At 51.1% G+C, this 20,139-nt stretch carries 19 protein-coding genes; 11 read left to right on the top strand and 8 right to left on the bottom strand.

The window, feature by feature from the left end:
* The first annotated feature begins 49 nt into the window (after nt 1–49).
* From K5Y30_RS12905 to K5Y30_RS12895, 3 genes are all read left to right on the top strand, one after another.
* Nucleotides 50–964, top strand: coding sequence for a substrate-binding domain-containing protein (locus tag K5Y30_RS12905; RefSeq protein ID WP_222185056.1), 915 nt, complete (start codon nt 50–52; stop codon nt 962–964).
* Nucleotides 965–1,212: 248 nt separating this feature from the next.
* Nucleotides 1,213–1,977, top strand: a complete 765-nt coding sequence (locus K5Y30_RS12900) for a glycosyltransferase family 25 protein (RefSeq protein WP_222185058.1) — start codon at nt 1,213–1,215, stop codon at nt 1,975–1,977.
* A gap of 9 nt (nt 1,978–1,986) precedes the next feature.
* Nucleotides 1,987–3,231: an O-antigen ligase gene (locus K5Y30_RS12895; protein WP_222185060.1), complete on the top strand. Its 1,245-nt coding sequence runs from the start codon at nt 1,987–1,989 to the stop codon at nt 3,229–3,231.
* 6 nt (nt 3,232–3,237) lie between these two features.
* Here the strand turns inward: K5Y30_RS12895 and K5Y30_RS12890 are convergent, their stop codons facing one another.
* Nucleotides 3,238–4,176 carry a glycosyltransferase family 2 protein gene (locus tag K5Y30_RS12890; RefSeq protein WP_222211662.1) on the bottom strand — a complete coding sequence of 313 codons (939 nt, stop codon included), beginning with the start codon at nt 4,174–4,176 and terminating at the stop codon, nt 3,238–3,240.
* Between the two features lie 231 nt (nt 4,177–4,407).
* On the opposite strand from K5Y30_RS12890, the gene K5Y30_RS12885 reads away from it, so the two are divergent.
* On the top strand, nt 4,408–5,859 hold the full coding sequence (locus K5Y30_RS12885; RefSeq protein ID WP_222211660.1) for a methyl-accepting chemotaxis protein: 1,452 nt from the start codon (nt 4,408–4,410) through the stop codon (nt 5,857–5,859).
* Between the two features lie 45 nt (nt 5,860–5,904).
* On the opposite strand, the gene K5Y30_RS12880 is transcribed toward K5Y30_RS12885, so the two are convergent.
* From K5Y30_RS12880 to K5Y30_RS12865, 4 genes are all read right to left on the bottom strand, one after another.
* The gene (locus tag K5Y30_RS12880; protein ID WP_110868107.1) at nt 5,905–6,195 is read right to left on the bottom strand and encodes a DUF1330 domain-containing protein; all 291 of its coding nucleotides are present in this window, start codon (nt 6,193–6,195) and stop codon (nt 5,905–5,907) included.
* Nucleotides 6,195–7,076, bottom strand: a complete 882-nt coding sequence (gene yghU, locus K5Y30_RS12875; RefSeq protein WP_137385013.1) for a glutathione-dependent disulfide-bond oxidoreductase — start codon at nt 7,074–7,076, stop codon at nt 6,195–6,197. The genes K5Y30_RS12880 and yghU overlap by 1 nt, the downstream gene beginning before the upstream one ends.
* Nucleotides 7,077–7,177: 101 nt before the next feature.
* Entirely contained in the window at nt 7,178–8,197 is a 1,020-nt protein-coding gene (locus tag K5Y30_RS12870) for a LacI family DNA-binding transcriptional regulator (RefSeq protein WP_222211658.1), read from the bottom strand.
* A gap of 129 nt (nt 8,198–8,326) precedes the next feature.
* Complete coding sequence (locus K5Y30_RS12865) at nt 8,327–9,208, bottom strand: sugar phosphate isomerase/epimerase family protein (protein WP_007888450.1); 882 nt, start codon at nt 9,206–9,208, stop codon at nt 8,327–8,329.
* Nucleotides 9,209–9,526: 318 nt separating this feature from the next.
* Between K5Y30_RS12865 and K5Y30_RS12860 the strand changes: the two genes are divergently transcribed.
* The 7 genes from K5Y30_RS12860 to K5Y30_RS12830 all read left to right on the top strand — a co-directional run bounded on the left by K5Y30_RS12860 (nt 9,527) and on the right by K5Y30_RS12830 (nt 18,355).
* Nucleotides 9,527–10,555: a LacI family DNA-binding transcriptional regulator gene (locus K5Y30_RS12860; protein ID WP_222211656.1), complete on the top strand. Its 1,029-nt coding sequence runs from the start codon at nt 9,527–9,529 to the stop codon at nt 10,553–10,555.
* 147 nt (nt 10,556–10,702) lie between these two features.
* Nucleotides 10,703–11,626 carry a TIM barrel protein gene (locus K5Y30_RS12855; RefSeq protein ID WP_222211654.1) on the top strand — a complete coding sequence of 308 codons (924 nt, stop codon included), beginning with the start codon at nt 10,703–10,705 and terminating at the stop codon, nt 11,624–11,626.
* A 10-nt stretch (nt 11,627–11,636) separates the two neighbouring features.
* Entirely contained in the window at nt 11,637–12,806 is a 1,170-nt protein-coding gene (locus K5Y30_RS12850) for a Gfo/Idh/MocA family protein (protein ID WP_222185075.1), read from the top strand.
* Nucleotides 12,807–13,495: 689 nt separating this feature from the next.
* Complete coding sequence (locus tag K5Y30_RS12845; RefSeq protein WP_222185076.1) at nt 13,496–14,020, top strand: fimbrial protein; 525 nt, start codon at nt 13,496–13,498, stop codon at nt 14,018–14,020.
* Nucleotides 14,021–14,073: 53 nt separating this feature from the next.
* Nucleotides 14,074–14,760, top strand: a complete 687-nt coding sequence (locus K5Y30_RS12840; protein ID WP_222185078.1) for a molecular chaperone — start codon at nt 14,074–14,076, stop codon at nt 14,758–14,760.
* A gap of 11 nt (nt 14,761–14,771) precedes the next feature.
* A complete protein-coding gene (locus tag K5Y30_RS12835) occupies nt 14,772–17,330 on the top strand; it encodes a fimbria/pilus outer membrane usher protein (protein ID WP_222211652.1) in 2,559 nt (852 codons plus the stop codon).
* 11 nt (nt 17,331–17,341) lie between these two features.
* Nucleotides 17,342–18,355 (top strand): fimbrial protein, encoded by a 1,014-nt coding sequence (locus K5Y30_RS12830; protein WP_222185082.1) that lies wholly within the window; start codon nt 17,342–17,344, stop codon nt 18,353–18,355.
* 41 nt (nt 18,356–18,396) lie between these two features.
* Here K5Y30_RS12830 and K5Y30_RS12825 read toward each other — a convergent pair whose 3' ends face one another.
* The 3 genes from K5Y30_RS12825 to nac all read right to left on the bottom strand — a co-directional run bounded on the left by K5Y30_RS12825 (nt 18,397) and on the right by nac (nt 19,957).
* Nucleotides 18,397–18,672 (bottom strand): hypothetical protein, encoded by a 276-nt coding sequence (locus tag K5Y30_RS12825; RefSeq protein ID WP_222185084.1) that lies wholly within the window; start codon nt 18,670–18,672, stop codon nt 18,397–18,399.
* An 87-nt stretch (nt 18,673–18,759) separates the two neighbouring features.
* Nucleotides 18,760–18,924, bottom strand: coding sequence for a hypothetical protein (locus tag K5Y30_RS12820; protein ID WP_222185086.1), 165 nt, complete (start codon nt 18,922–18,924; stop codon nt 18,760–18,762).
* A gap of 109 nt (nt 18,925–19,033) precedes the next feature.
* Complete coding sequence (nac, locus tag K5Y30_RS12815; RefSeq protein ID WP_222185088.1) at nt 19,034–19,957, bottom strand: nitrogen assimilation transcriptional regulator NAC; 924 nt, start codon at nt 19,955–19,957, stop codon at nt 19,034–19,036.
* Nucleotides 19,958–20,139 lie beyond the last annotated feature (182 nt).

Raw genomic sequence — 20,139 nt, 5'->3', positions numbered from 1 at the left:
TTAACTGCATGAAATAAATAATAATATCTCAACCCTACAGGATTAAGCCATGAACATCAGAAATGTGATGCTGTGTCTCTGCGCGCTGCTGCTCAGCCTGAGCGCGAGCGCTAAAACCTTCACCGTCGGCGTCGCGCTGGCTAACTTCGATCTCAACTTCGTTTCGATTCTGCGTACCCAGATGCAGGCAGAGCTGAAAGCTAACCAACTCAACAGCCAGTTTGTCGATGCCAAAGGCGATGTCGCGCTGCAAGTGCAGCAGGTGGATGATTTTGTTAATCAGGGCGTCGATGCCATCATCCTCAATCCGGTGGATACCCAAGGCGTATTGCCGATGATTACCGCGGCGAAAAAGGCTGGCATTCCGCTGATCTTCGTCAATCGTAAGCCCGAAGTGAAGCTGCCAACCGACATGGCGTATGTCGGCTCAGATTCGGCGTTGGGCGGTGAAATGCAGATGGAAGCGCTGGCGAAGAAGATGAACTACAAAGGCAACGTGGCGATTCTGATGGGCGCGCTATCGAACGAGGAAGCGCGCGAACGCACCCGCGCGGTGGAAGCGGTGATCGCTAAATACAAAGATATGAAGGTGATTGAGAAGCAGAGCGCCAAATGGCAGCGCAACGAAGCGGTGGATGTGGTATCGAGCTGGCTGCTGAATCAGCGCCCGATTGACGCTATCGCAGCGAATAATGATGAGATGGCGATTGGCGCTATCATGGCGCTCAATCAGGCGAAGAATGAGAAGATTTTGGTCGCCGGTATCGACGGCACGCCGGATGGTCAACAGTTCGTGAAGAACGGCAAAATGACGCTGACCATTTTCCAGGATGCAAAAGGGCAGGCGACCGGCGCGGTGCAAGTGACCAAAGCGCTGCTGGAGAAGCAGAAAGTGCAGGAATTTAACTGGATCCCGTATCAAACCATCACGCCTGAGAACTATGCGCAGTTTGTGGTGAAATAGTTTGCTCCCTCACTCTAACCCTCTCCCGCAGGCGGGAGAGGGAACAGTTTAGGCTGAACATGTGCCATCAACGTTCCTTTCCTTTTGTTAATCCCCAGAATCAATTCTTCACTTTGCTTACAACATTCAACGAGCCAATTTAGCAAAAAGAGCTGAAAATCGTGGATGTTCGTGTAAAATTCCTCCGTTAAAAACGATTAAGTTTTTGCATGATTTTGTCTTTTTTTTAGCTTAATGCTGAGGCGTAGATGAAGGTTTTTGTCATCAATTTGGAAAAATATGTGGCACGAAAAAATCACGCGTTGACTCAATGCCAGAACATTGGTTTAAGCGCGGAGATTTTTAATGCAATTGATGGACGTTCACTCTCATCTCAGGAGATTGCTGATAAAACTCATCCAGAGCTCTCCGCAGGGTTAACTGAAAGTGAAATCGGATGCGCACTTAGCCATCTCGGTGTTTATCAGCGGATGATAAAAGATAATATCGAGGTTGCATTAATATTAGAGGATGATGTGCAATTTGATCCTCATTCAAGGAATGTCATCAATTATCTAAAAGAACATATCCCGCAACAGCCTACAGTATATTTGTTGAGTGATGTGCGTAAATATATACGTGATGGTAACAATATACCTCATTCTGAACATAAATTGGTCAGTGTTAGTCAGGCTGCACTTGCTCATGCGTATATTATTAATCTGGCTGCTGCAAAAAAAATGCATGCTTTTATGTACCCAGTTTGGCTGGAAGCCGATCGCTGGACTTTCCTGATTGAATGTGATGTGGTAAATATCAAAGCCGTTATTCCTGCAGTCGGTCATTTATCCGAGTTGAGTCATGAATCAACGATTTGGCATTGCGAAGCCGAACTTGAAAGAAAAAAAATCGTCAGAGAACTACGCAAAATCGCAGTGAGTAAGATTAGAAAAAATCGTGCTATGAATATTAAACTGAAAAACGCCTTATGGCGAATTTTTATTCGTCCATTTTTTGAAGTTAAACAGAGCTAAAGGATGTCAATGTCAGTTTTAAATAGAAATAATCTTATTATGCTGCTTCCGTGGCTGGCATTTACTTCACTTATCTCAATTTTGCCGTTAGCCTTTCTTTATGAAAAAGGTGGGCGCGTAATCTTTTATTATTGTGCTTATTTTAGCTTAACGGGCTTGGTTGTCGATTTTTTTAGAAAGAAAAAAATATTGTTAACTGATCTAAAAGCACTGGCCATGCTCATGCTGGGCGCGATATTTATTGGCTGGTCTTTATATGCAAAATATTTACATGGGGAAAAAGGCGAGCTTTACTTCACTGCTGGGAAAAGGTGTGTTCTGGCTTTCATTATTATGACCTATATTTTTCATGTCTATCGTGAAAAATACCTTGGTCAATCTTTTTTAATTAAGAGTTGTATCTTATCTCTTGCTTTAGCCTTTCTTACATCAAGCTCCTTTGCTTTCATACAGGCGCTCACTTCTGACGAAAGAGTTGTGCTCGGAATCAATCGTGCAACACTTACGGCCTATGCTTATTCTGCGGTAACATTAGCGTTAATTGCACTTATTTTACACTCGCTGGAAAATAAGTATAAAAAATTCTACTTCTTATCAATATCAATTATCTCACTTTATGTGATTATGCTGACGCAAACACGCTCGGCAATGGTAATTCATACACTATTTTTATTGTATATGACATTTCGACTTTTCGCTGTAACGCGGAATATTAAGTTTATCAGTCTTGTATCAGTACTGATGCTTATTGCCGTCGGCCTGAGTTATAAAGTTATTGAAACGCGCTTCGATACTACAGTGCAAGAGTATAGAGACTATGAACATGGTAATGATAAAACCTCATTGGGGTCGCGTTTTACCATGTGGAAGATGGGTGTTTTAACATTTGAAAAATCTCCTTTTGGGCAGTCACAAGTTGAACGTAATAATTATATAACAACTTATCTCGATGCACATAACCAAAAAGATTCCTGGGCACTTATTTATATTAATGTACATCTCCACAATGAATTTATTCAGTATGCTTCTTTGTTTGGTGTGCAAGGTGTTTTAGTATTATTTTATTTTTTCTACATTTTTATCATTGCTGAGTTGAGAGTGAAGAAAAAATTAACTCCAATTGCTGCTGCTAGTATTGCTACTCTTTTATATGGCATGACCGATGTGGTACTGACTTCCATTGAGTTTATTGCAATGTTTAGTGTGCTGGTTACGTTGTTAACATTGATAGAGAAGAATGAAAAGCTCCGCTAAGGAGCTTTAATTTTCACTAAAAAGCCCCGTGAGTTTTATTCTTAGATATTTTTTCTTCAAACTAAATCGGACTTTGCTATCCATCAGGAATGAAACCAAAGGCACGTTTTTTATCGCCTGCTTCACCACCTGTTTCTCATGTTCATCGTTAATCAGTGGATAAAACTTATGCGCCAGGTTGATCCAATGACAAGCAAGCAGGTTGCGGTAGGTTTCGCCGAGCACCACATCCATCTGTTGCGTGGCTTTAATCAGCATCGATATTTTTTCGGCATCCAGCGAGCTGGAGAGGCTTTGCCCTCTTTTGAAATAGAGATACGGGCTTTGCTTAGCAAAAGAGATTTTCTCACTGGCTTTCAGTATCGAGGGGAATAAATACGCATCCTCGTAGCAGCTGAAGTCAGGGAAATGGTTATCTACCAGCAGCGTTCGTTTAATAAACTGGCCAATAAAATGCGCCTGAATATCGCGATGGATAAGAAACTTTTCAATCACCTGATGCTGCGACAAGGCGGTAACCTGCAAACCTTTCCACTGTTGTGGCTGCGCCTTACCTTCATACACCTCATTCAGCGGCGCCAGCAGAATATCGGGTTGCTGTGCCTGTAAAAAAAGCACGATGTCAGCAAAAGAGTTCGGGAGAAGCTGATCGTCACCATCCAGCATCGTGACGAAGTGGCCGCTACATTTGCTGACGCCAAAATTTCTCACTTTGCCAATGTTGCGGAACATCACGTCAAAGATTTTCACATGGCTGAATGAGGCGGCAAAGGTATGCAGCAACTCGCCGGTATTGTCCGTGGATGCGTCATTCACCAAAATAATCTCGACAGCATCCTCAACGCCCGTGCAGGCCTTTTTAAGGCTGGTTAATGTCTCGGCAATATACTTTTCGCAATTGTGAGCCGTGAGAAGGACGCTGAGTGTGCAGGGGGAATCCATCATTAGCCTCTATCCGTTAACAGCCTGTGTGGCGAACAAGTCTATCGTTTTCTGTGCTGAAGGGAATGAAATTGTGTTGCACGACCTCGGTGATCCTCCTCACAACTCCACGCATCATTAATTACCGTAACTAAACTTTCTCGCCGCTGCGCCGATATTTTTCACCACTGAGTCCGTGCGCTTCGCCCCACGATTTTGGGGCTCTACGATCAACTTCTGGTGTGGAAAAATGTCATGATCGCAACGCCCTTGTCAGGCCCGGCGGCTTCGCCGGTGGAGATGGTTTCGCTCAAACGTATCGCACAGCGCGCGGATAGCCTGGCGGTGATCCTCAGTTGGGCGCTGTTGCCGATTGCACTTGGCGTTGGCTGGTTTAATGACAGCGTGCTGGTGGCGCTAATTGCGGGTTTGGTATTGGCGCTGCTGGCGACGTTTTTCGGCACCGCGCTGCGCGGCACGCTCACGTCGCGGTTGGTGTTATCTGCGCTGTTAATCGGCTGGGCCGGTTTGCTGATTCAGGTTGGCGGTGGCGCAACCGAGTACCACTTCTCAGTGTTTGTGTTGATGTCGGCGCTGCTGGCGTGGCGAGATGTGCGCCCGTTAGTGATGGGCGCTGCGGCGGCAGCCACGCATCATGTGTTATTCAATTATCTGCAGGAAAATGATCTGTTTGGCGTGGTGGTGTTTCATCATCCCGGCTGGGACATGGTGTTTTTCCATGCGCTGTTTGTGGTGGTGCAAACGGCGATGCTGCTGATAATCGCGCGCCAGATGGCAGCGGATGCGCGCTCGGCCAGCGAAGTGGCGCAACTGGCGGCACACATTAATCAGCAAGCCGGTTATCTCACGCTGCGTGCCGATACTCAGCGGAGTGAAACGCCGTTCGCGCGCACCTTCAGTACTACGCTTGGGACCCTACACGGCACTTTGCATCAGGTCAGCGACGGCGTCGGTCAACTGCTGGCGGAATCCGACAGCATTCTGGAGCGCAACGCCGCGCTCTCGACGCGTACCGACGAGCAGGCGCAAGCGCTGGAAGTGGCGGCCAGCGCTATGAGCGAAATCAGTATCGCTGCCAGCTTAACCCGGGACAAAGCGCAAAGCGCGTGCGAGCTGGCGAGTGAAACCCGCGCGGTGGCGACGCGTGGTGAAGAGAATATCCAGTCGGCGATTCGCTCGATGGAGAAAATCAGCGAAGAGTCGAGAAGGGTGAAGATCATCCTGGAGCTGATCGACGGCATTGCGTTTCAGACCAACATTCTGTCGCTGAACGCCTCTGTGGAAGCGGCGCGTGCTGGTAATCAGGGACGCGGTTTTGCCGTGGTCGCCAGCGAAGTGCGTAATCTGGCGATGCGCAGCGAAAGTGCGGCACGCGAAATTCGTCAACTGATGGATGCCAGTTCCACCAGCACCGAACACGGCACCGTGCAGGTGGAGCATGCGGCGCAAACCATGCGCGAGATTCACAGCAGTATTAGCGGGTTATCGCAGCTGGTGACGGAACTGTCGGCGATGAGTGAGCAGCAGAATTTGAGCATTGAGCAGATTCAGCAGAGCATCAATAGCATTGATCACAGCGTGCATCATAACGTGCAGCACGTGGCAGAAACGCTGCAAGTGGCGCAGCAGCAACAGCAGCAGGCCAATGCGCTGAAGCAGGCGATTTCGTTGTTTAAGTTGGGGTAAGTGCGGCCATTAAGAAGGTCGCCATGAATGGCGACCCTACGTCAATTACTCTACGCCGTTCACCAGCAGCACGCGGTATTTCGCGCCTTTCAGGCGATGCGCTTTGGCTTCCTGATACGCCGGGCTGAAATACCAGCCTTTCGCCGCCTCAGCATCCGGGAATTCGAGCACCACCACGCCTTCCGCTTCCGGGCCTTCCAGCGTTTCCAGGGCGCCATAAAACGCCAACGGGGTGATGGGATGGTCGCCGCGCGCCTGTCCGGCTTTCTCGGCATACGTCGCCATCTCGTCCTGGTCTAAGGTTTCGTCCTTAATAAACACCACATATGCAGCCATTATTTCTCTCCTCGCGCCTGGCGTTTGTCTTCAGTGTTGTTATCGAAATCGGCGGCATCATGGCGCTCCAGCAGCTGATCCTGCGGCTCGGCACCAAAAGCGCGATTCACTTTACGCCCGCGAATCACCGCCGGACGCTCGGCAATCTCTTTCGCCCAGCGCACCACATTTTTGTACGACTGCACATCAAGGAATTCGCTGCCGCCATATTGGTTATTCAGCACCAGATTGCCGTACCACGGCCAGGTGGCGATATCGGCGATGGTGTATTCGTCACCGGCGAGGAAGCGATGGTCGGCCAACTGACGATCCAGCACGTCCAGCTGACGTTTAGCTTCCAGCGTGAAGCGGTTGATGGCGTATTCGATTTTCTCGGGCGCATAGTGATAGAAGTGACCAAAGCCGCCGCCGAGGTACGGCGCAGAACCTTGCAGCCAGAACAGCCAGTTCAGGGTTTCGGTGCGGCCTGCCAGCGAGGTCGGCAGGAAGTGACCGAACTTCTCGGCCAGATAGAGCAGGATATTGCCGGATTCAAACACGCGCTGCGGTGGCGTGACGGAATGGTCGCTCAGCGCCGGGATTTTCGAGTTCGGGTTTACATCTACAAAACCGCTGGAGAACTGATCGCCATCGCCGATACGGATCAGCCAGGCATCGTACTCGGCGTCTTTGGCACCCACCGCCAGCAACTCTTCCAGCAGGATGGTAATTTTCTGGCCGTTTGGCGTGCCGAGCGAGTATAGCTGCAGCGGATGTTTGCCGACCGGCAAGGTTTTGTCATGCGTCGGCCCGGCGGTTGGACGGTTGGTTTTCGCGCCGTTACCTTTGGCTTCCGGGTCCCAGGTCCAGACTTTCGCGGGCTGATACTGATGTTCCGACATAGTGGTTTCGCCTTGTTGTGATTGTATTTTTGCTGCTACTGAGTGTAGCAGTGCGTGATACAGGCGATTTAACCGCGCTGGCGGTGGGACGCAAAGTCCGATTATGTAAAGTTCTCTTGCGTAAACAGCATAAAGTCCACTCTACCAGGCTGATAGGTGTCGGGAATGTCGCCCTCTTCCAGATGCCGCAGCATTAGCGTTAAGGCGAGCTGAGCATGGCGCAGGGTGTTTTGATCGAGGGTGAGGTTCAGCACGCGATCCTGTAACAGTCGGCGTGTGGTGCTGTACAACTCGTGCGTGACGTACAGCACTTTACCGTCGAGACGATGACGCGCCAGCGCTTCGTGCACCTGTGTGTTGCCAATGCCAGTGTTATACAGCCCGACAATCGGCGGCGAGGCGGCCAGCGTTTTTTCTAACAGGCGGCTAATGCGTTCGCGCTCATCCTGACCGGCAAGAATCTCGCGCAGGCGCAGCTGCGGAAAGCGTTCGGCCAGCACCGCCTGAAAGCCCTCAATGCGCAGGCGGTGGGCAGCGTAATCCGCGCGTCCGCTCATCAACACCACTTCACCCGGCTGCGACAGCATGCTACCGAGCATCAAACCGGCGGTGCGCCCGGCTTTGTATTGATCGATACCGACGTGGCACAGCCGCGCGGCATCGGGCAGATCGGCGACCAGCGTGATCACCGGCACGCCGCGCGCTTTACAGGCGGCGAGCGCATCGTAGATTAGCGGGTTTTGATGGGCGAAGACGATCAGCGCATCCATCTTTTTACTGCTGGTGGTGATGTGTGCGGCGAGTTTTTCCGGTGCATTTTCCGGGATCAGCGTGCGATGCAGACGCAGGCGGCGATAACCGAGTTGGTCGGCGAGTTTGGCAAAGTCTTGCGCTAATTGCTGAAAGAAGAAGGAGGCGTTGCCGCTGAGCAGCACTTCGATCTGCCACGGATGGCGATGTTCCTCGGGCAAAATGCGTTTTAAACCGGCGTCACGCGCGGCCTGCAGGATTTTTTTGCTCATGGCGGGCGATACGCCACCGCGATCGTTGAGTACCCGGTCAACCGTGGCGACACCGACGCCCAGTTGTTTTGCCAGCTCGGCCAGCGTCACTGCTTTCATGTTACGTGCATTCCAATAGGGCGGGCCCTCATCCTAACCTTCTCCCACCAGCGGGAGAAGGGACCGATCGAGCAAGCCGCACCATCCAGTTCCCTCTCCCGGTGGGAGAGGGCATCAGCGCGCACTCAACTATCCCAACAGCTCACGCTCAATCAGTTCGCGGGTTTCCACCGCCTGATACTTCATCTTCTCCGGATAACCGAACAGCGCCGCCGAGATAATCGACTCACCGCCAACCTTAAAGGTGCGGTTGGCAAAATTCATCTCGCGCAGTGCTTCAAACAGCGCATCGAAATTCACTTCGCCTTCACCGACCGCCACGTGCTGGTGAATGGTGGCATCCACGCCTGGCGGGTTGACGATATAACGGCAGTGCTTGGTGTGGTTCATGGTATCGGCGATCAGCATATGTGAAAGATCGTCGCCGGCGTAATGCAGCATGTTCTTCACATCGCCCACACCTTTGTCGTAATAGAAGGTGTGCGGTGCGCTGTAGATATACTTCACGTTTTCGCTGCGGAACGACTTCACAATGTCCGCGGTTTCGTTGCTCTGCTCGCAGAAATCCCACGGATGCGCCTGAATTTCAACGCGGATGCCTTCGCGTTCGATGATCGGCAGCAGCTCTTCCATCGAGCGATAAAACATCTCTTCACAAATTTCTGGCTCGTTGGGATTGCCCGACAGCTCGGTGTTGATCACCTGCACACCCATTTCGACGGCAATCTCGATCATGCGTTTCCAGTTCTTCACCGCCGCCTGACGACGCAGTTCATCCGGGCCAGACCAGCGATATACGGTAATAAACGAGGAGATCTCCAGCCCGGTGGCATTCAGCGCGTTTTTGTATTCGCGCATGATTTCACGACTGGCTTTCGGATGTTTATAAAACGGGTTGATCTGCGGGTGCGGCGACTGCTCGATGTACTTGTAGCCCCATTCCGCCACCTGATGCACCATGCGCGTGATGCCGAGATCCCTGATTACATCCACATCAAAAGCGATTTTCATTGTTTTCTCCTGAGCGTTAAGCGGTGCGGACTTTGATGATGACCATACCGATCTTGTTCCGCGCTTCATCACGTATTCTGATGTGAAACCATCAGCCAGACCGCTTTGAATACGCACATGAATATCAAACATTTATTCTGAATGGTATTAAGATGAAATAAGTTATTTCATTTTTGCGAGAGCGATCAAAATACTGAGAGATTCTCTATCACTCGGAGCCATTTACTGATGATTTCTGTGCGGGATGATTGGTGATTTACCGCAGGTTAGGGCATTATTTTTGATAATTTATTATCATTTCATTCAGGGAAGTAGCGCATGAGTAAAATCACCATGACCGCGATTGCCGCCGCCGCCGGTGTTGGCGTGGCGACCGTCGATCGCGTGTTAAACCGTCGTGCACCGGTGCGCGCCGCAACAGAGCAGAAGGTGCTGGAAGCCGCTAATCGCCTCGGTTATCGCATCGGCAATGTGCCGCTGCTGAGCGGCACCGCGCCTGCCGCCAGCGTGACGCTGCGCATGGGCTTTATCCTGCTGTCAAAATCCTACTCGTTCTATCATTCCCTCACTGATGCGCTGCGCCAGCATACGCAGCCGTTTCATCCGGCAGGCAGCGAACCGCTTTTTACCTGGCACGACATTGATGATGTGGAAGCGGTGGTGGCCTCGCTGTATGCGCTGGCCGAGCAGGTGGATGCGATTGGCTTAGTCGCGCTGGACCACCCGCTGATTCGCCATGCGATAGAAAACATATCGCGTCAGGGCGTGCGGGTTTATGCGCTGTTTTCCAACTTTTCGCCGTGCGGTCACGCCGGTTACGTTGGTCTGGATAACCAGAAAGCCGGACGCACCGCCGCGTGGATTGCCACGCATCTGTTGCATCAGCCGGGTTCGGTCGGCGTGCTGGTGGGCGACCATCGCTTTATCTGTCAGGAGAGCAATGAGATCAGTTTCCGCTCCTATCTGCGTGAGCAGGACAGCGCGCGACGCGTGCTGGAGCCGCTGAAAACCAATGAATCGATTGATGGCGGCTACCGTTCCACGCGTCAGTTACTGGAAGAGCATGCCGATTTGGCACTGATCTTCGCGCCTTGCGGCGGCATTGAGGGCGTGATTCATGCGTTGCGCCAGCAGCCGCAGCGTAAGGTGGCGTTGATATGTCACGGTCCGGTGAAAGAGGGCGAGCTGGCGCTGATTGATGGCACCATTACGGTGATGATCCGCAACCGCATCGACGAAATGGCCATGCGTCTGGCGCAGATGGTGCAGCAGCATCATGCGCAGCCGGGCGATCATTTCTCCCAGATCATCCTGCCGTTTGATATCGTCACGCGTGAAAACCTGTAGGCCGCGTCGTTGCTGTATTTGATATATTTTCTATCATTTTAATGATGCGAAATACTATGATCGCTATCAAAAAATGAATGTTTCATGGTTGTTGATGATGAAATATTTATTTGATACTTGCGGCATCCACTACCGCAAGGAACGATCATGACTATCCATATTGCTAACGCGCCCTGTAGCTGGGGCGTTGATGACCCGAAAAATCCCTTCCTGCCGCCGTGGCAGAAAGTCCTGAGTGAAGCGTCGCAGGCCGGTTATAAAAGCATTGAGCTGGGCCCATGGAGCTATCTGCCGGTTGAGCCTGCCGCACTGCGTCAGCAGCTGGAAGCGCACGACTTGTCGCTGGTGGCGGGCACCATTTTTGATGATTTGGTGAGTGAAGCCAATTTTCCAGCGATGGTTGAGCTGACGCACAACATCTGTCGTAACCTGTCTCTGGTACCGACCGCGACCAAAACCCATGCGGACAACAAGCCCGCACCTTATCTGGTGATTATCGACTTCGGTAATCCAGAACGCGCCAAATACGCCGGTCAATCCGCCAAGGCGCCGCGCCTGTCAGCTGAAGCGTGGCAGCGCATGATGCAGCACATCACCACGCTGAGCCAGATTGCCTGGAACGAATACGGCGTGCGCGCGGTGATCCACCCGCATGCTGGTGGCTGCATTGAGTTTGCCGACGAGCTGCAACTGCTGGTGGAAGAGATCCCGCACGATATTGCCGGTTTGTGCCTCGACACCGGCCATCTGTACTACTCCGGCATGGATCCGATTCCTTACCTCAGCCGCTACTGGGATCGCATCGATTATCTGCACTTCAAAGACGTTAACGATGCGGTATGGCGCGACGTGATTGCGCGCGGCGTCGATTTCTTTGCCGCCTGCGCAGAAGGCGTGATGTGCCCGATTGGCAAAGGGGCAATTGATTATCCAGCGGTGCGCGCCTTCCTGGCGGAGCGCAATTATCAGGGCTGGATCACCGTCGAGCAGGAGCGCGATCCGCGCGATGCCGACACCAGCCTGCGTGACGTCACCGCCAGCCTGCACTATTTGCAATCGGTCGGATTCTGAGGAGAACAGTATGATCAACGGTATTAAAGCTCTGGATCGCTCGCTGCGCTGGGGCATGGTCGGCGGCGGCGGCACCAGCCAGATTGGTTACATTCACCGTTCGGCGGCCACGCGTGATAACAACTTCACGCTGCTGGCGGGCGCATTCGATATCAACGCCGAACGCGGCCGCGCTTTTGGCACGTCGCTGGGTATCGATGCCGATCGCTGCTACGCAGATTACGAAACGATGTTTGCGGCAGAAGCGGCGCGCGCTGACGGCATCGAAGCGGTGTCGATCGCCACGCCAAATAACACGCACTTCACCATCTGCCGCGCCGCGCTCAATGCGGGTTTGCATGTGGTGTGCGAGAAGCCGCTGTGCTTTACCGCGGCAGAAGCCGATGAGCTGGAACAGCTGTGTGCGGAGAAGAAAAAAATCATCGGCGTGACCTACGGCTACGCCGGGCATCAGCTGATTCATCAAGCGCGCGAGATGATCGCCGCAGGTTTGCTGGGTGAGATCCGCATCATCAACATGCAGTTCGCGCACGGCTTCCATAACGAAGCGGTTGAATTGCAGAACGAAAGCACCAAGTGGCGCGTCGATCCGCGCTTCGTCGGGCCGAGCTATGTGCTGGGCGATTTGGCGACGCATCCGCTGTTTATCGCCGAAACCATGGTGCCGCATCTGCAGGTCAAACGCCTGCTGTGCAGCCGCCAGAGCTTTGTCAAAACCCGTGCGCCGCTGGAGGATAACGCCTTCGTGATGATGGAGTACGACAACGGCGCAGTCGGCACTATGTGGGCATCGGCGGTGAACTGCGGTTCGATGCACGGCCAGAAGGTGCGGGTGATCGGCGAGAAAGCCAGCCTGGAGTGGTGGGATGAGCAGCCGAATCAGCTGCGCTATGAAGTGCAGGGCGAGCCGGTGAAGATTCTCGAGCGCGGCATGGGGTATCTGCATCAGAGTGCGCTGGCGGACGATCGTATTGGCGGCGGGCATCCGGAAGGATTGTTTGAAGCCTGGTCCAATCTTTATCGCCGTTTTGCGCTGGCAATGGATGCCACCGATCGTGACGATCAGGCGTTCCTCAAGGACTTCTGGTATCCGGACGCGCATGCCGGTTTGATGGGCGTGCGTTGGGTAGAGCAGTGCGTGAAGTCTGCAGATGCTGGAGCCACATGGATAGCGTATTGAATGGGCCTTGCTATTGTGCGGAGCAAGAAAGCGTTATTTACTCAATCTTCCCCCTGTCACTTTACGCCCCTCTCGACTGCAGATTTCACTACCACTTTAAAAGAGAGTTCACTCGAGTTTATGAGTGATTTTTAACCCCTTTTCGCGCTCTTTATTTAGAGCGCGAATTTATCCCCCCAAACTAAATAATCACTAAACGTTCAATTAACGCATCGTAATATAACAGTTTTATTTCTGAAACAGTTAAGTGTTCGTTATAAGAACTGTACAAATAAAAACCAAATTTATTTTGATAACGTAAAATCCAATTGCTCTTTTTGGTTTTATCGCTTGTAAATACAGACAGGTCCTGATGATGCCGGACCTTGTCTTGATCGAACAAAATACTGTCTTATGTGATTTTTTAGATCTTTAGATCGACAAATAGCAAATGTTAAGTTTTTTATTCTAATAAATAACCTTAAAAAAGATCAAAGATCTGTGAATTGTCGGTTGTGTTAAATTTTTTAGGGTTATATTTCAAATTAAGCACGAATAATCAAAAAAACTTTCATTAGGTTAAAAATTGTCATTTACTTAAAACGGTCGAGGGGAGGCTGCATCACTTCGGCTAATGTTTTTTCTGCTGTGAATATGAATTTTCATGGCACTAGCAGAAACATTTTTATGACGATTTTTGAGGCTTAATCATGAAAAGTAAGTTCGCGGTACTGGTTGCAATTACGGCGTCTCTTGGATTTATTGGTACGACAACTGCTGCTGATGGCACGATTAACTTCACGGGTACAATTACCGATAATGCTTGCACGGTAGATGCCGGATCTTCTAACCAAACAGTGAATCTGGGAACCGTTTCAAGTAAAACCTTCACCGGCGCAGGCGTCACCGCCGCGCCGACTCGCTTCAACATTAATCTGACCAGTTGTCCTGCTGCAGTCACGTCGGCAAACGTGCGTTTCGATGGCGTTACGTCTGCGGCAAATAACCAAATCCTCGCTCTGAACTCAGGGCAAACCGCTACCAATGTGGGTGTCGCGCTCTATGAGCAAGACAGTTCTACTCTCATCCCTATCGCCAGCAAATCGGCCGATCGTCCAATCACGGCAACCGGCCCTAATGTACTGACTTACATAGCGAAATATTACGCTACAGCCACGCCAGTGACTGCGGGTACAGCAAACTCCACGGCGACCTTCACCATTGCTTACAACTAAGTAGTCTCAGAGCCGCGCTTTGCGGCTCTTTCTTTCGTCACGGAGAGAGATGAATGTCTAAGAAAGCTCTTTGGCCTCTGGCCTTGGCACTTTTGTGCCTGTCACCCATGGCTCTGGCGGGGGTGCAAATTGGCGGTACACGCCTGGTGTATGACGGCAAAAACAAGCTGGCCACAATCAGTGTGACGAATCCAGACGATCGTCCCTATTTGATTCAATCCTGGGTTAGCAATCAGGAAGAGAGTGATAACGCTGATGATACCTTTATCACCACGCCCCCTCTATTTCGCCTTGAGCCTAACAGCCAGAATTCTGTGCGCGTCGTCTACAGCGGTAATTCATTGGCCACCGATCAGGAATCAGTTTACTGGTTGAATATCAAGATCATTCCTACCGCCAATCGCCAAGCCAGTAATGATCTGGTCATCACCATAAAAAATAAGATGAAGCTATTTTACCGGCCCGCAGAGTTAACCGGCGACCCGGCACTGGCATTTACCCAACTCAAATTCCGCCAGCGTGATGGCAAGCTTGCGGTGTTCAATCCTACACCGTACAGCGTTTCGCTCTACGACCTAACCGTAAACGGTTCCAACATGACCAAACCGCCAATGGTACTTCCTTCGCAAGAAGTAGTACTGGGCCAGAAGGTGCAAGTGGGCAGCCAGGTTACCTGGCGTGCGATTAACGATTTTGGCGGCATTACCGCAGAACAAAAATTAAAAGTGGTCACCGATTGAAGGAGAAGACCATGACGACTGGACAAAATAGACCTTTAACGCTGAGTCCTGCTTTTCAGCGCTCCTTACTTAGCATGGTAATACTGGCCGCGATGCCAATCAGTGATGTGGCCGCAGAGGATTACTTTGACCCTGACACGGTGGAACAGCCCGGTGGCCAACGTTCCAATCTTGATCTTTCCAGTTTTAACCACAATGGCGGGCAGGCAGCAGGGGTATACAACGCGGACGTATACCTGAACGAAAATTTTGTCGGCACCAAAAACATTCGTTTTGAACCCGGGGCAAATGGTCTGCAGCCCCAATTAATGAAAGCCGATTTTGTGCGTTGGGGTGTTAAAGATAATGCCACGACAGATTTTATGAAAATCGCGCCAGCCCAGACGGTAACCAATATCGCCAGTGCCATTCCGCAGGCTCGGACAAGTTTCGATTTAAGCCAGCAGCGCTTGAATGTCTCTATTCCGCAGGAGTATGTTCGCCAAAATGCTCAGGGGTATGTGGCCCCGGAGGAGTGGGACGACGGTGTTAACGCGCTCTTTTTAAGTTATGGCTATTCAGGTGCTAACAACTGGAGCGACTATGGGCAAGGCAGTACTAACAATACCTATCTCAACCTACGTAGCGGCCTCAATCTTGGTGCCTGGCGCCTACGCAATTACACAACCTATAGCCATAGTCAGGGGAGAGATAAGTGGAACAGCATCAACACCTATGTACAGCGTGATATCAAGCCCTGGAAAAGCCAGCTCGTGCTGGGAGAGAGCTACACGCCATCAGAGGTGTTTGATAGCTTCGCCTTTCGCGGAGCCCAACTCTACTCAGACGACAACATGCAGCCCGAAAGCCTACGAGGATTCGCACCAGTTGTACGTGGTATTGCGCAGAGCAATGCGCAAGTTACCATTCGTCAGGACGGTAACATCATTTGGCAATCCTATGTGCCACCCGGACCCTTCTCCATAAACGATCTTTATCCCACCTCCGCCAGCGGTGATCTCGAGGTGGTAATTAAAGAAGCGAATGGCAGTATCCGGCAGTTCGTTCAGCCTTTTTCAGCGGTGCCTATCATGCAGCGTGAAGGGCGTTTCAAATATGCTTTTACTGCCGGTCAATATCGTTCAACGGGTGGCTCGGCAAAAAAACCAGGCTTTTTACAAGGCACGGGAATTTATGGTTTACCATATAGTTCAACCATTTATGGCGGCTCTATTTTATCGGGTGACTATACGTCTGCATCGATTGGGATGGGAAAAGGTCTCGGCACATTGGGTTCCATCTCGCTGGATGGCACCTTCGCTAATACCCGTGTGATGGAGGAGACCTATCGGGGAGGCTCTTTTCGTTTCCAGTATGCAAAAGATGTCGCCATGAGCGGCACCACTTTTACTCTGGCAGGTTACCGTTACTCCACATCCGGATATTACGACTTCAATGAAGCTAATGGTTATTACGCCAATACGCTGCCGCCGGGTTTTCGTGGAGATCCCAATAATCGGGATGAAGTTGAGCAAGCTCGACGCGATTGGCAAAGCTGGCGTTACAGCCATAACAAACGCAGTAAATCCCAGCTCAATGTTAATCAATCGTTGGGCGATTATGGCAGCCTTTTTCTCTCCGCGTATCAGCAACAATATTGGGGCGTATCAGAGAAAGAGCGCAGTTTGACGGTGGGTTATAACACCAGCTTTAACGCGATCAATTACTCCTTGAACTACAGCTATTCACAGACACCGTTCTACACCAGCGCCGACCAAGTATTTTCTTTGGCGGTGCAGATTCCCTTTGAAAGGTTTGTGCCAAAAAGCTGGCTTAATTTCTCTGCCAGTACCGACAATCACGACAAAACTACCAGCGCGTTGGGTTTGTCAGGTACCGCCTTGGCAGATAATAACCTGAGCTATAGCGTGCAGCAGGGCTATACCAATCAGGGGAGTGGCGCAAATGGCAATGCGTCAGTGAACTATAAAGCGCGCTTTGGTGAGTATCAGGCTGGCTACAACTACACGCGTAATACTCGACAGCTGAATTATGGCGCGACAGGCGGCATTGTGGTGCATCCCTATGGTGTGACCTTGAGCCAATCGCTGGGTGACACGATGGCGTTAGTCCGTGCAGAAGACGCGGGTGAGGTTCGCGTGCTCAACCAAACCGGTGTGCTGACTGATAGCAGAGGTTATGCCGTTGTACCGAACGTGACACCTTATCGCCGTACGTCGCTTTCGCTAGATGCAAATTCACTGGGTGATAACGTTGATCTGTTGAGTGATAGCCAGACGATCGTGCCTACGCAGAGTGCATTAGCATTAGCGCACTATCCAACCGTGTCGGGATCAAAAATATTTGTCTCCTTACGTGGACGCGAGGTGCCCTTTGGTGCGCGGGCTGAGGTCATCAACGGCGAGGCGATTTCTCAAGGCATTGTTGATGACAGACAGCGGGTTTATCTCAGCGGAGCGCCTGCGACAGGTGTAATAAAAGTGAACTGGAAGGGCGGCGAATGTCAGGCTCCATTCACATTAGAGAAGGCTACAGTCGGTGTAAATTCAGTGACGGCTCAATGCCGCTAAAGGAAGCGTTAATGCGTTTATTTCTTTTATTACCTGGCATCTTTTTTATTGGTTTTTACGCTAATTTTGCGCAGGCTTATACCTGTACTACCACCACAGCAGCGACGACAGTTTCTCCACCTGCGATAGTGATTCAACGCGATTTGCCGGTGGGATCGTTAATTGGCAGCCAGATTACCTCGGCTGCGGTGAACACGTTTAACTGTGCTAACAACACGGCACCGTCATTAACTTACCAAAGTGTGGGCGTGAAAGGCTCCGGTAACTATGTCACGACCATTGGTGGCAGACGAATTTACAGTACCAATATTGCGGGAATTGGTTTTGCTATCGGTGCCATCACAGTGAACAACTGTAGTAACTTCAGTGGCTGGGTTGATGGAACCAACACGGGAGATGGCAATGCGAACAATAGGCTGCTTTGTTCGACCAATGGGTTACTGGGGGGACAACCTTTGCGCGAGCAAGCGTTGCTACAGTTCTATAAAACGGGACCAACCGGATCGGGGATGGTGACCGCGCAGCAAGCAGGACAGTTTATTTTGCGCAACGATCAGGCGCTCTGGCATACACCGGAATCGACTATTCTTATGAACGGTTTTAGTGTCACAACGCTGGCTTGTTCAGTAAGCAATACTGCCATCGCCGTGAATATGGGCAGCGTAAATAAGCGTGCATTCAGTGGAACAGGCAGTACACCTGATGCCAGTTTTACGCGCGATTTTACTATTCCGCTTAACTGTAATGCGGGAACCCGTATTAACGTGAGGATTGAAGGTAATGCGCAAAATGCCGCTCAAGGCGTATTAAACCTGACATCTGGCGCCAATACGGCGATGGGAGTGGGTGTACAGTTGCTGTTTAACAATGCACCTTTACAGCTGGGGGCTACGATTTTTGCGGGGACGTCGGCCAGTGCGGGAAGTTATAACATTCCGCTTAAGGCACGTTATTATCAAACGACGTCAACGATTACTCCTGGGACAGCTAACAGCTCAGCCACTTTCACTCTGACATATCAATAAATAATCTTCCCCCCTTGCGGGGGAAGATTATGCGTTATGACTCAACGATAAATCACTTGAACCGCTTTAATATTACCCGATGATTGCACGCTGACATCGCCGAGTTGAAACGGTAGCGTCTGCTGTTGCTTATTGAATCTAATCTGACGCACTTTATCGACGCCATGCTGACTGCATTGCACTGCGGCATGCTGGCTATTGGTCATCGTCGTACAAGCAGGCTCAACTATCGCACCGGTAAAAGAAACGGTGCCGCCTTCTGCCAGAACGGCTTGGGCAAACAGCAAGCCAGAAAATAATACGAATGCTGTTTTCATCGGTATTCTCCTGGTGTTGGCATAATTTAAAACGACAAAATAGTGCCAAACTTTAATTAAAAAATAGCGATACCGAAAAAAAGCTCCTCAGTGCGATCGCAAATCGCTTAAAAAGCGCTGCACGCGCGGGTGCTGCGGCTGGGTGGAAAATGTTCCGGCTTTGATTTCTCCAGAATCTGTGACGACATCATGATGTTCTCGGCCACCGAAACATGCGGGAACAGGTTGAAGCTCTGTTGCGGTTTTATCCATGGAATTCCCGTCAAAGCGAAACACGCCCGCCGGAGCGGGCAAAATCGTAATCAAGTGCGTTTGCAATACGGGCAGTAAGAGGGTTTCGCTTTGCGGCAATAAGCGGGATTTATCCCACCAACGTCAGAGGATGATTCTCAACGTTGCGGCGCGACATCAGCGATAGCAGGATCGATTTCACCGCTTCGGCCGGTTGCGACAGCGGCAGGTGATCCGACATGCAGAACGACAGCGACACCTGCACATCCGGATCGACGATCTTCGCCATCCATGCCTCGCCGCTTTTCAGCATCGCGCGCCCAGCGGATTCCGGCATGATGGTGGTACCGAGCCCGGCGCTCAGTGCGGCATTCAGCGTGGTTTGCGACTCGATCTCGCATTTCACGCGGTACTGCAGATTGTTGTGTACGAAGGCATCATCGAGCACTTTGCGCATGATGTTGTAGACGCGCGGCAGGAACAGATCGTATTGCGCCACCTGCGTCAGCGGGATCTCTTTCCGCGGTTGCGCGAGGCTGAGCGGGCAGACGAAGTAGAGATCCTCTTTCATCAGCGGCATAAAGCGCAGGCCGTGAAGGGGGGGGTGTTTGTAAATCACCGCCATATCCATGCGGCCATTGACGATCAGTTCGGTCAACGTGGTGCCGAAGTGTTCATTGAAGGAGAGCACAATGCCGGGATGCTGCTGCTGCACTTCCATCATCAGCGGCAAAGCAAGATTTTGCGCCGCGCTGCCCGGCGCTAAGCCAACCGAGACGCTGCCGCTGAGTGAAGTACCCATTAGCTCAATGGCGCTCTGTGCCTGCTCGCACTGGCGCAAAATCGCCTGCGCGTGTGAATAGAGCGTTTTACCGGCTTCGGTTGGCGTCACGCCGCGCTTGGTACGAATGAGCAGTTGCTGATTCATTTCCCCTTCCAGCGTAGCCAACTGCTGGCTCAGTGCGGGTTGGGCAATATGCAAAATATCGGCGGCCTGAGTCAGGCTGCCGACATCAACAATTTTAACAAAGTACTTTAGGCGACGAAGATTCATCAACTCTTTCTCCAATAGAACGCATACCGGATATCAGGCAAATAGGGTGTGATTCACTCATTCGAGTTGGCGATGATGGGAACGAGTAAAAGGCCGGTGAGCGCTGTTATCCGGCACTCAAAGTAACATCCTACTAACATTGCGTCAGGCGCTAGCGCGTGACCTGCCGCGCATTTCCCTAT

It is taken from the genome of Pantoea sp. DY-5 (assembly GCF_019795955.1).
GTDB lineage: Bacteria > Pseudomonadota > Gammaproteobacteria > Enterobacterales > Enterobacteriaceae > Pantoea > Pantoea leporis.
This window is presented reverse-complemented; position numbering and strand designations above follow the sequence as displayed.

Coding starts and splice junctions, on each gene's coding strand:
- K5Y30_RS12905 (WP_222185056.1), top strand. CDS start 50: ATGAACATCAGAAATGTGATGCTGTGTCTCTGCGCGCTGCTGCTCAGC.
- K5Y30_RS12900 (WP_222185058.1), top strand. CDS start 1,213: ATGAAGGTTTTTGTCATCAATTTGGAAAAATATGTGGCACGAAAAAAT.
- K5Y30_RS12895 (WP_222185060.1), top strand. CDS start 1,987: ATGTCAGTTTTAAATAGAAATAATCTTATTATGCTGCTTCCGTGGCTG.
- K5Y30_RS12890 (WP_222211662.1), bottom strand. CDS start 4,176: ATGATGGATTCCCCCTGCACACTCAGCGTCCTTCTCACGGCTCACAAT.
- K5Y30_RS12885 (WP_222211660.1), top strand. CDS start 4,408: ATGATCGCAACGCCCTTGTCAGGCCCGGCGGCTTCGCCGGTGGAGATG.
- K5Y30_RS12880 (WP_110868107.1), bottom strand. CDS start 6,195: ATGGCTGCATATGTGGTGTTTATTAAGGACGAAACCTTAGACCAGGAC.
- yghU (WP_137385013.1), bottom strand. CDS start 7,076: ATGTCGGAACATCAGTATCAGCCCGCGAAAGTCTGGACCTGGGACCCG.
- K5Y30_RS12870 (WP_222211658.1), bottom strand. CDS start 8,197: ATGAAAGCAGTGACGCTGGCCGAGCTGGCAAAACAACTGGGCGTCGGT.
- K5Y30_RS12865 (WP_007888450.1), bottom strand. CDS start 9,208: ATGAAAATCGCTTTTGATGTGGATGTAATCAGGGATCTCGGCATCACG.
- K5Y30_RS12860 (WP_222211656.1), top strand. CDS start 9,527: ATGAGTAAAATCACCATGACCGCGATTGCCGCCGCCGCCGGTGTTGGC.
- K5Y30_RS12855 (WP_222211654.1), top strand. CDS start 10,703: ATGACTATCCATATTGCTAACGCGCCCTGTAGCTGGGGCGTTGATGAC.
- K5Y30_RS12850 (WP_222185075.1), top strand. CDS start 11,637: ATGATCAACGGTATTAAAGCTCTGGATCGCTCGCTGCGCTGGGGCATG.
- K5Y30_RS12845 (WP_222185076.1), top strand. CDS start 13,496: ATGAAAAGTAAGTTCGCGGTACTGGTTGCAATTACGGCGTCTCTTGGA.
- K5Y30_RS12840 (WP_222185078.1), top strand. CDS start 14,074: ATGTCTAAGAAAGCTCTTTGGCCTCTGGCCTTGGCACTTTTGTGCCTG.
- K5Y30_RS12835 (WP_222211652.1), top strand. CDS start 14,772: ATGACGACTGGACAAAATAGACCTTTAACGCTGAGTCCTGCTTTTCAG.
- K5Y30_RS12830 (WP_222185082.1), top strand. CDS start 17,342: ATGCGTTTATTTCTTTTATTACCTGGCATCTTTTTTATTGGTTTTTAC.
- K5Y30_RS12825 (WP_222185084.1), bottom strand. CDS start 18,672: ATGAAAACAGCATTCGTATTATTTTCTGGCTTGCTGTTTGCCCAAGCC.
- K5Y30_RS12820 (WP_222185086.1), bottom strand. CDS start 18,924: ATGGATAAAACCGCAACAGAGCTTCAACCTGTTCCCGCATGTTTCGGT.
- nac (WP_222185088.1), bottom strand. CDS start 19,957: ATGAATCTTCGTCGCCTAAAGTACTTTGTTAAAATTGTTGATGTCGGC.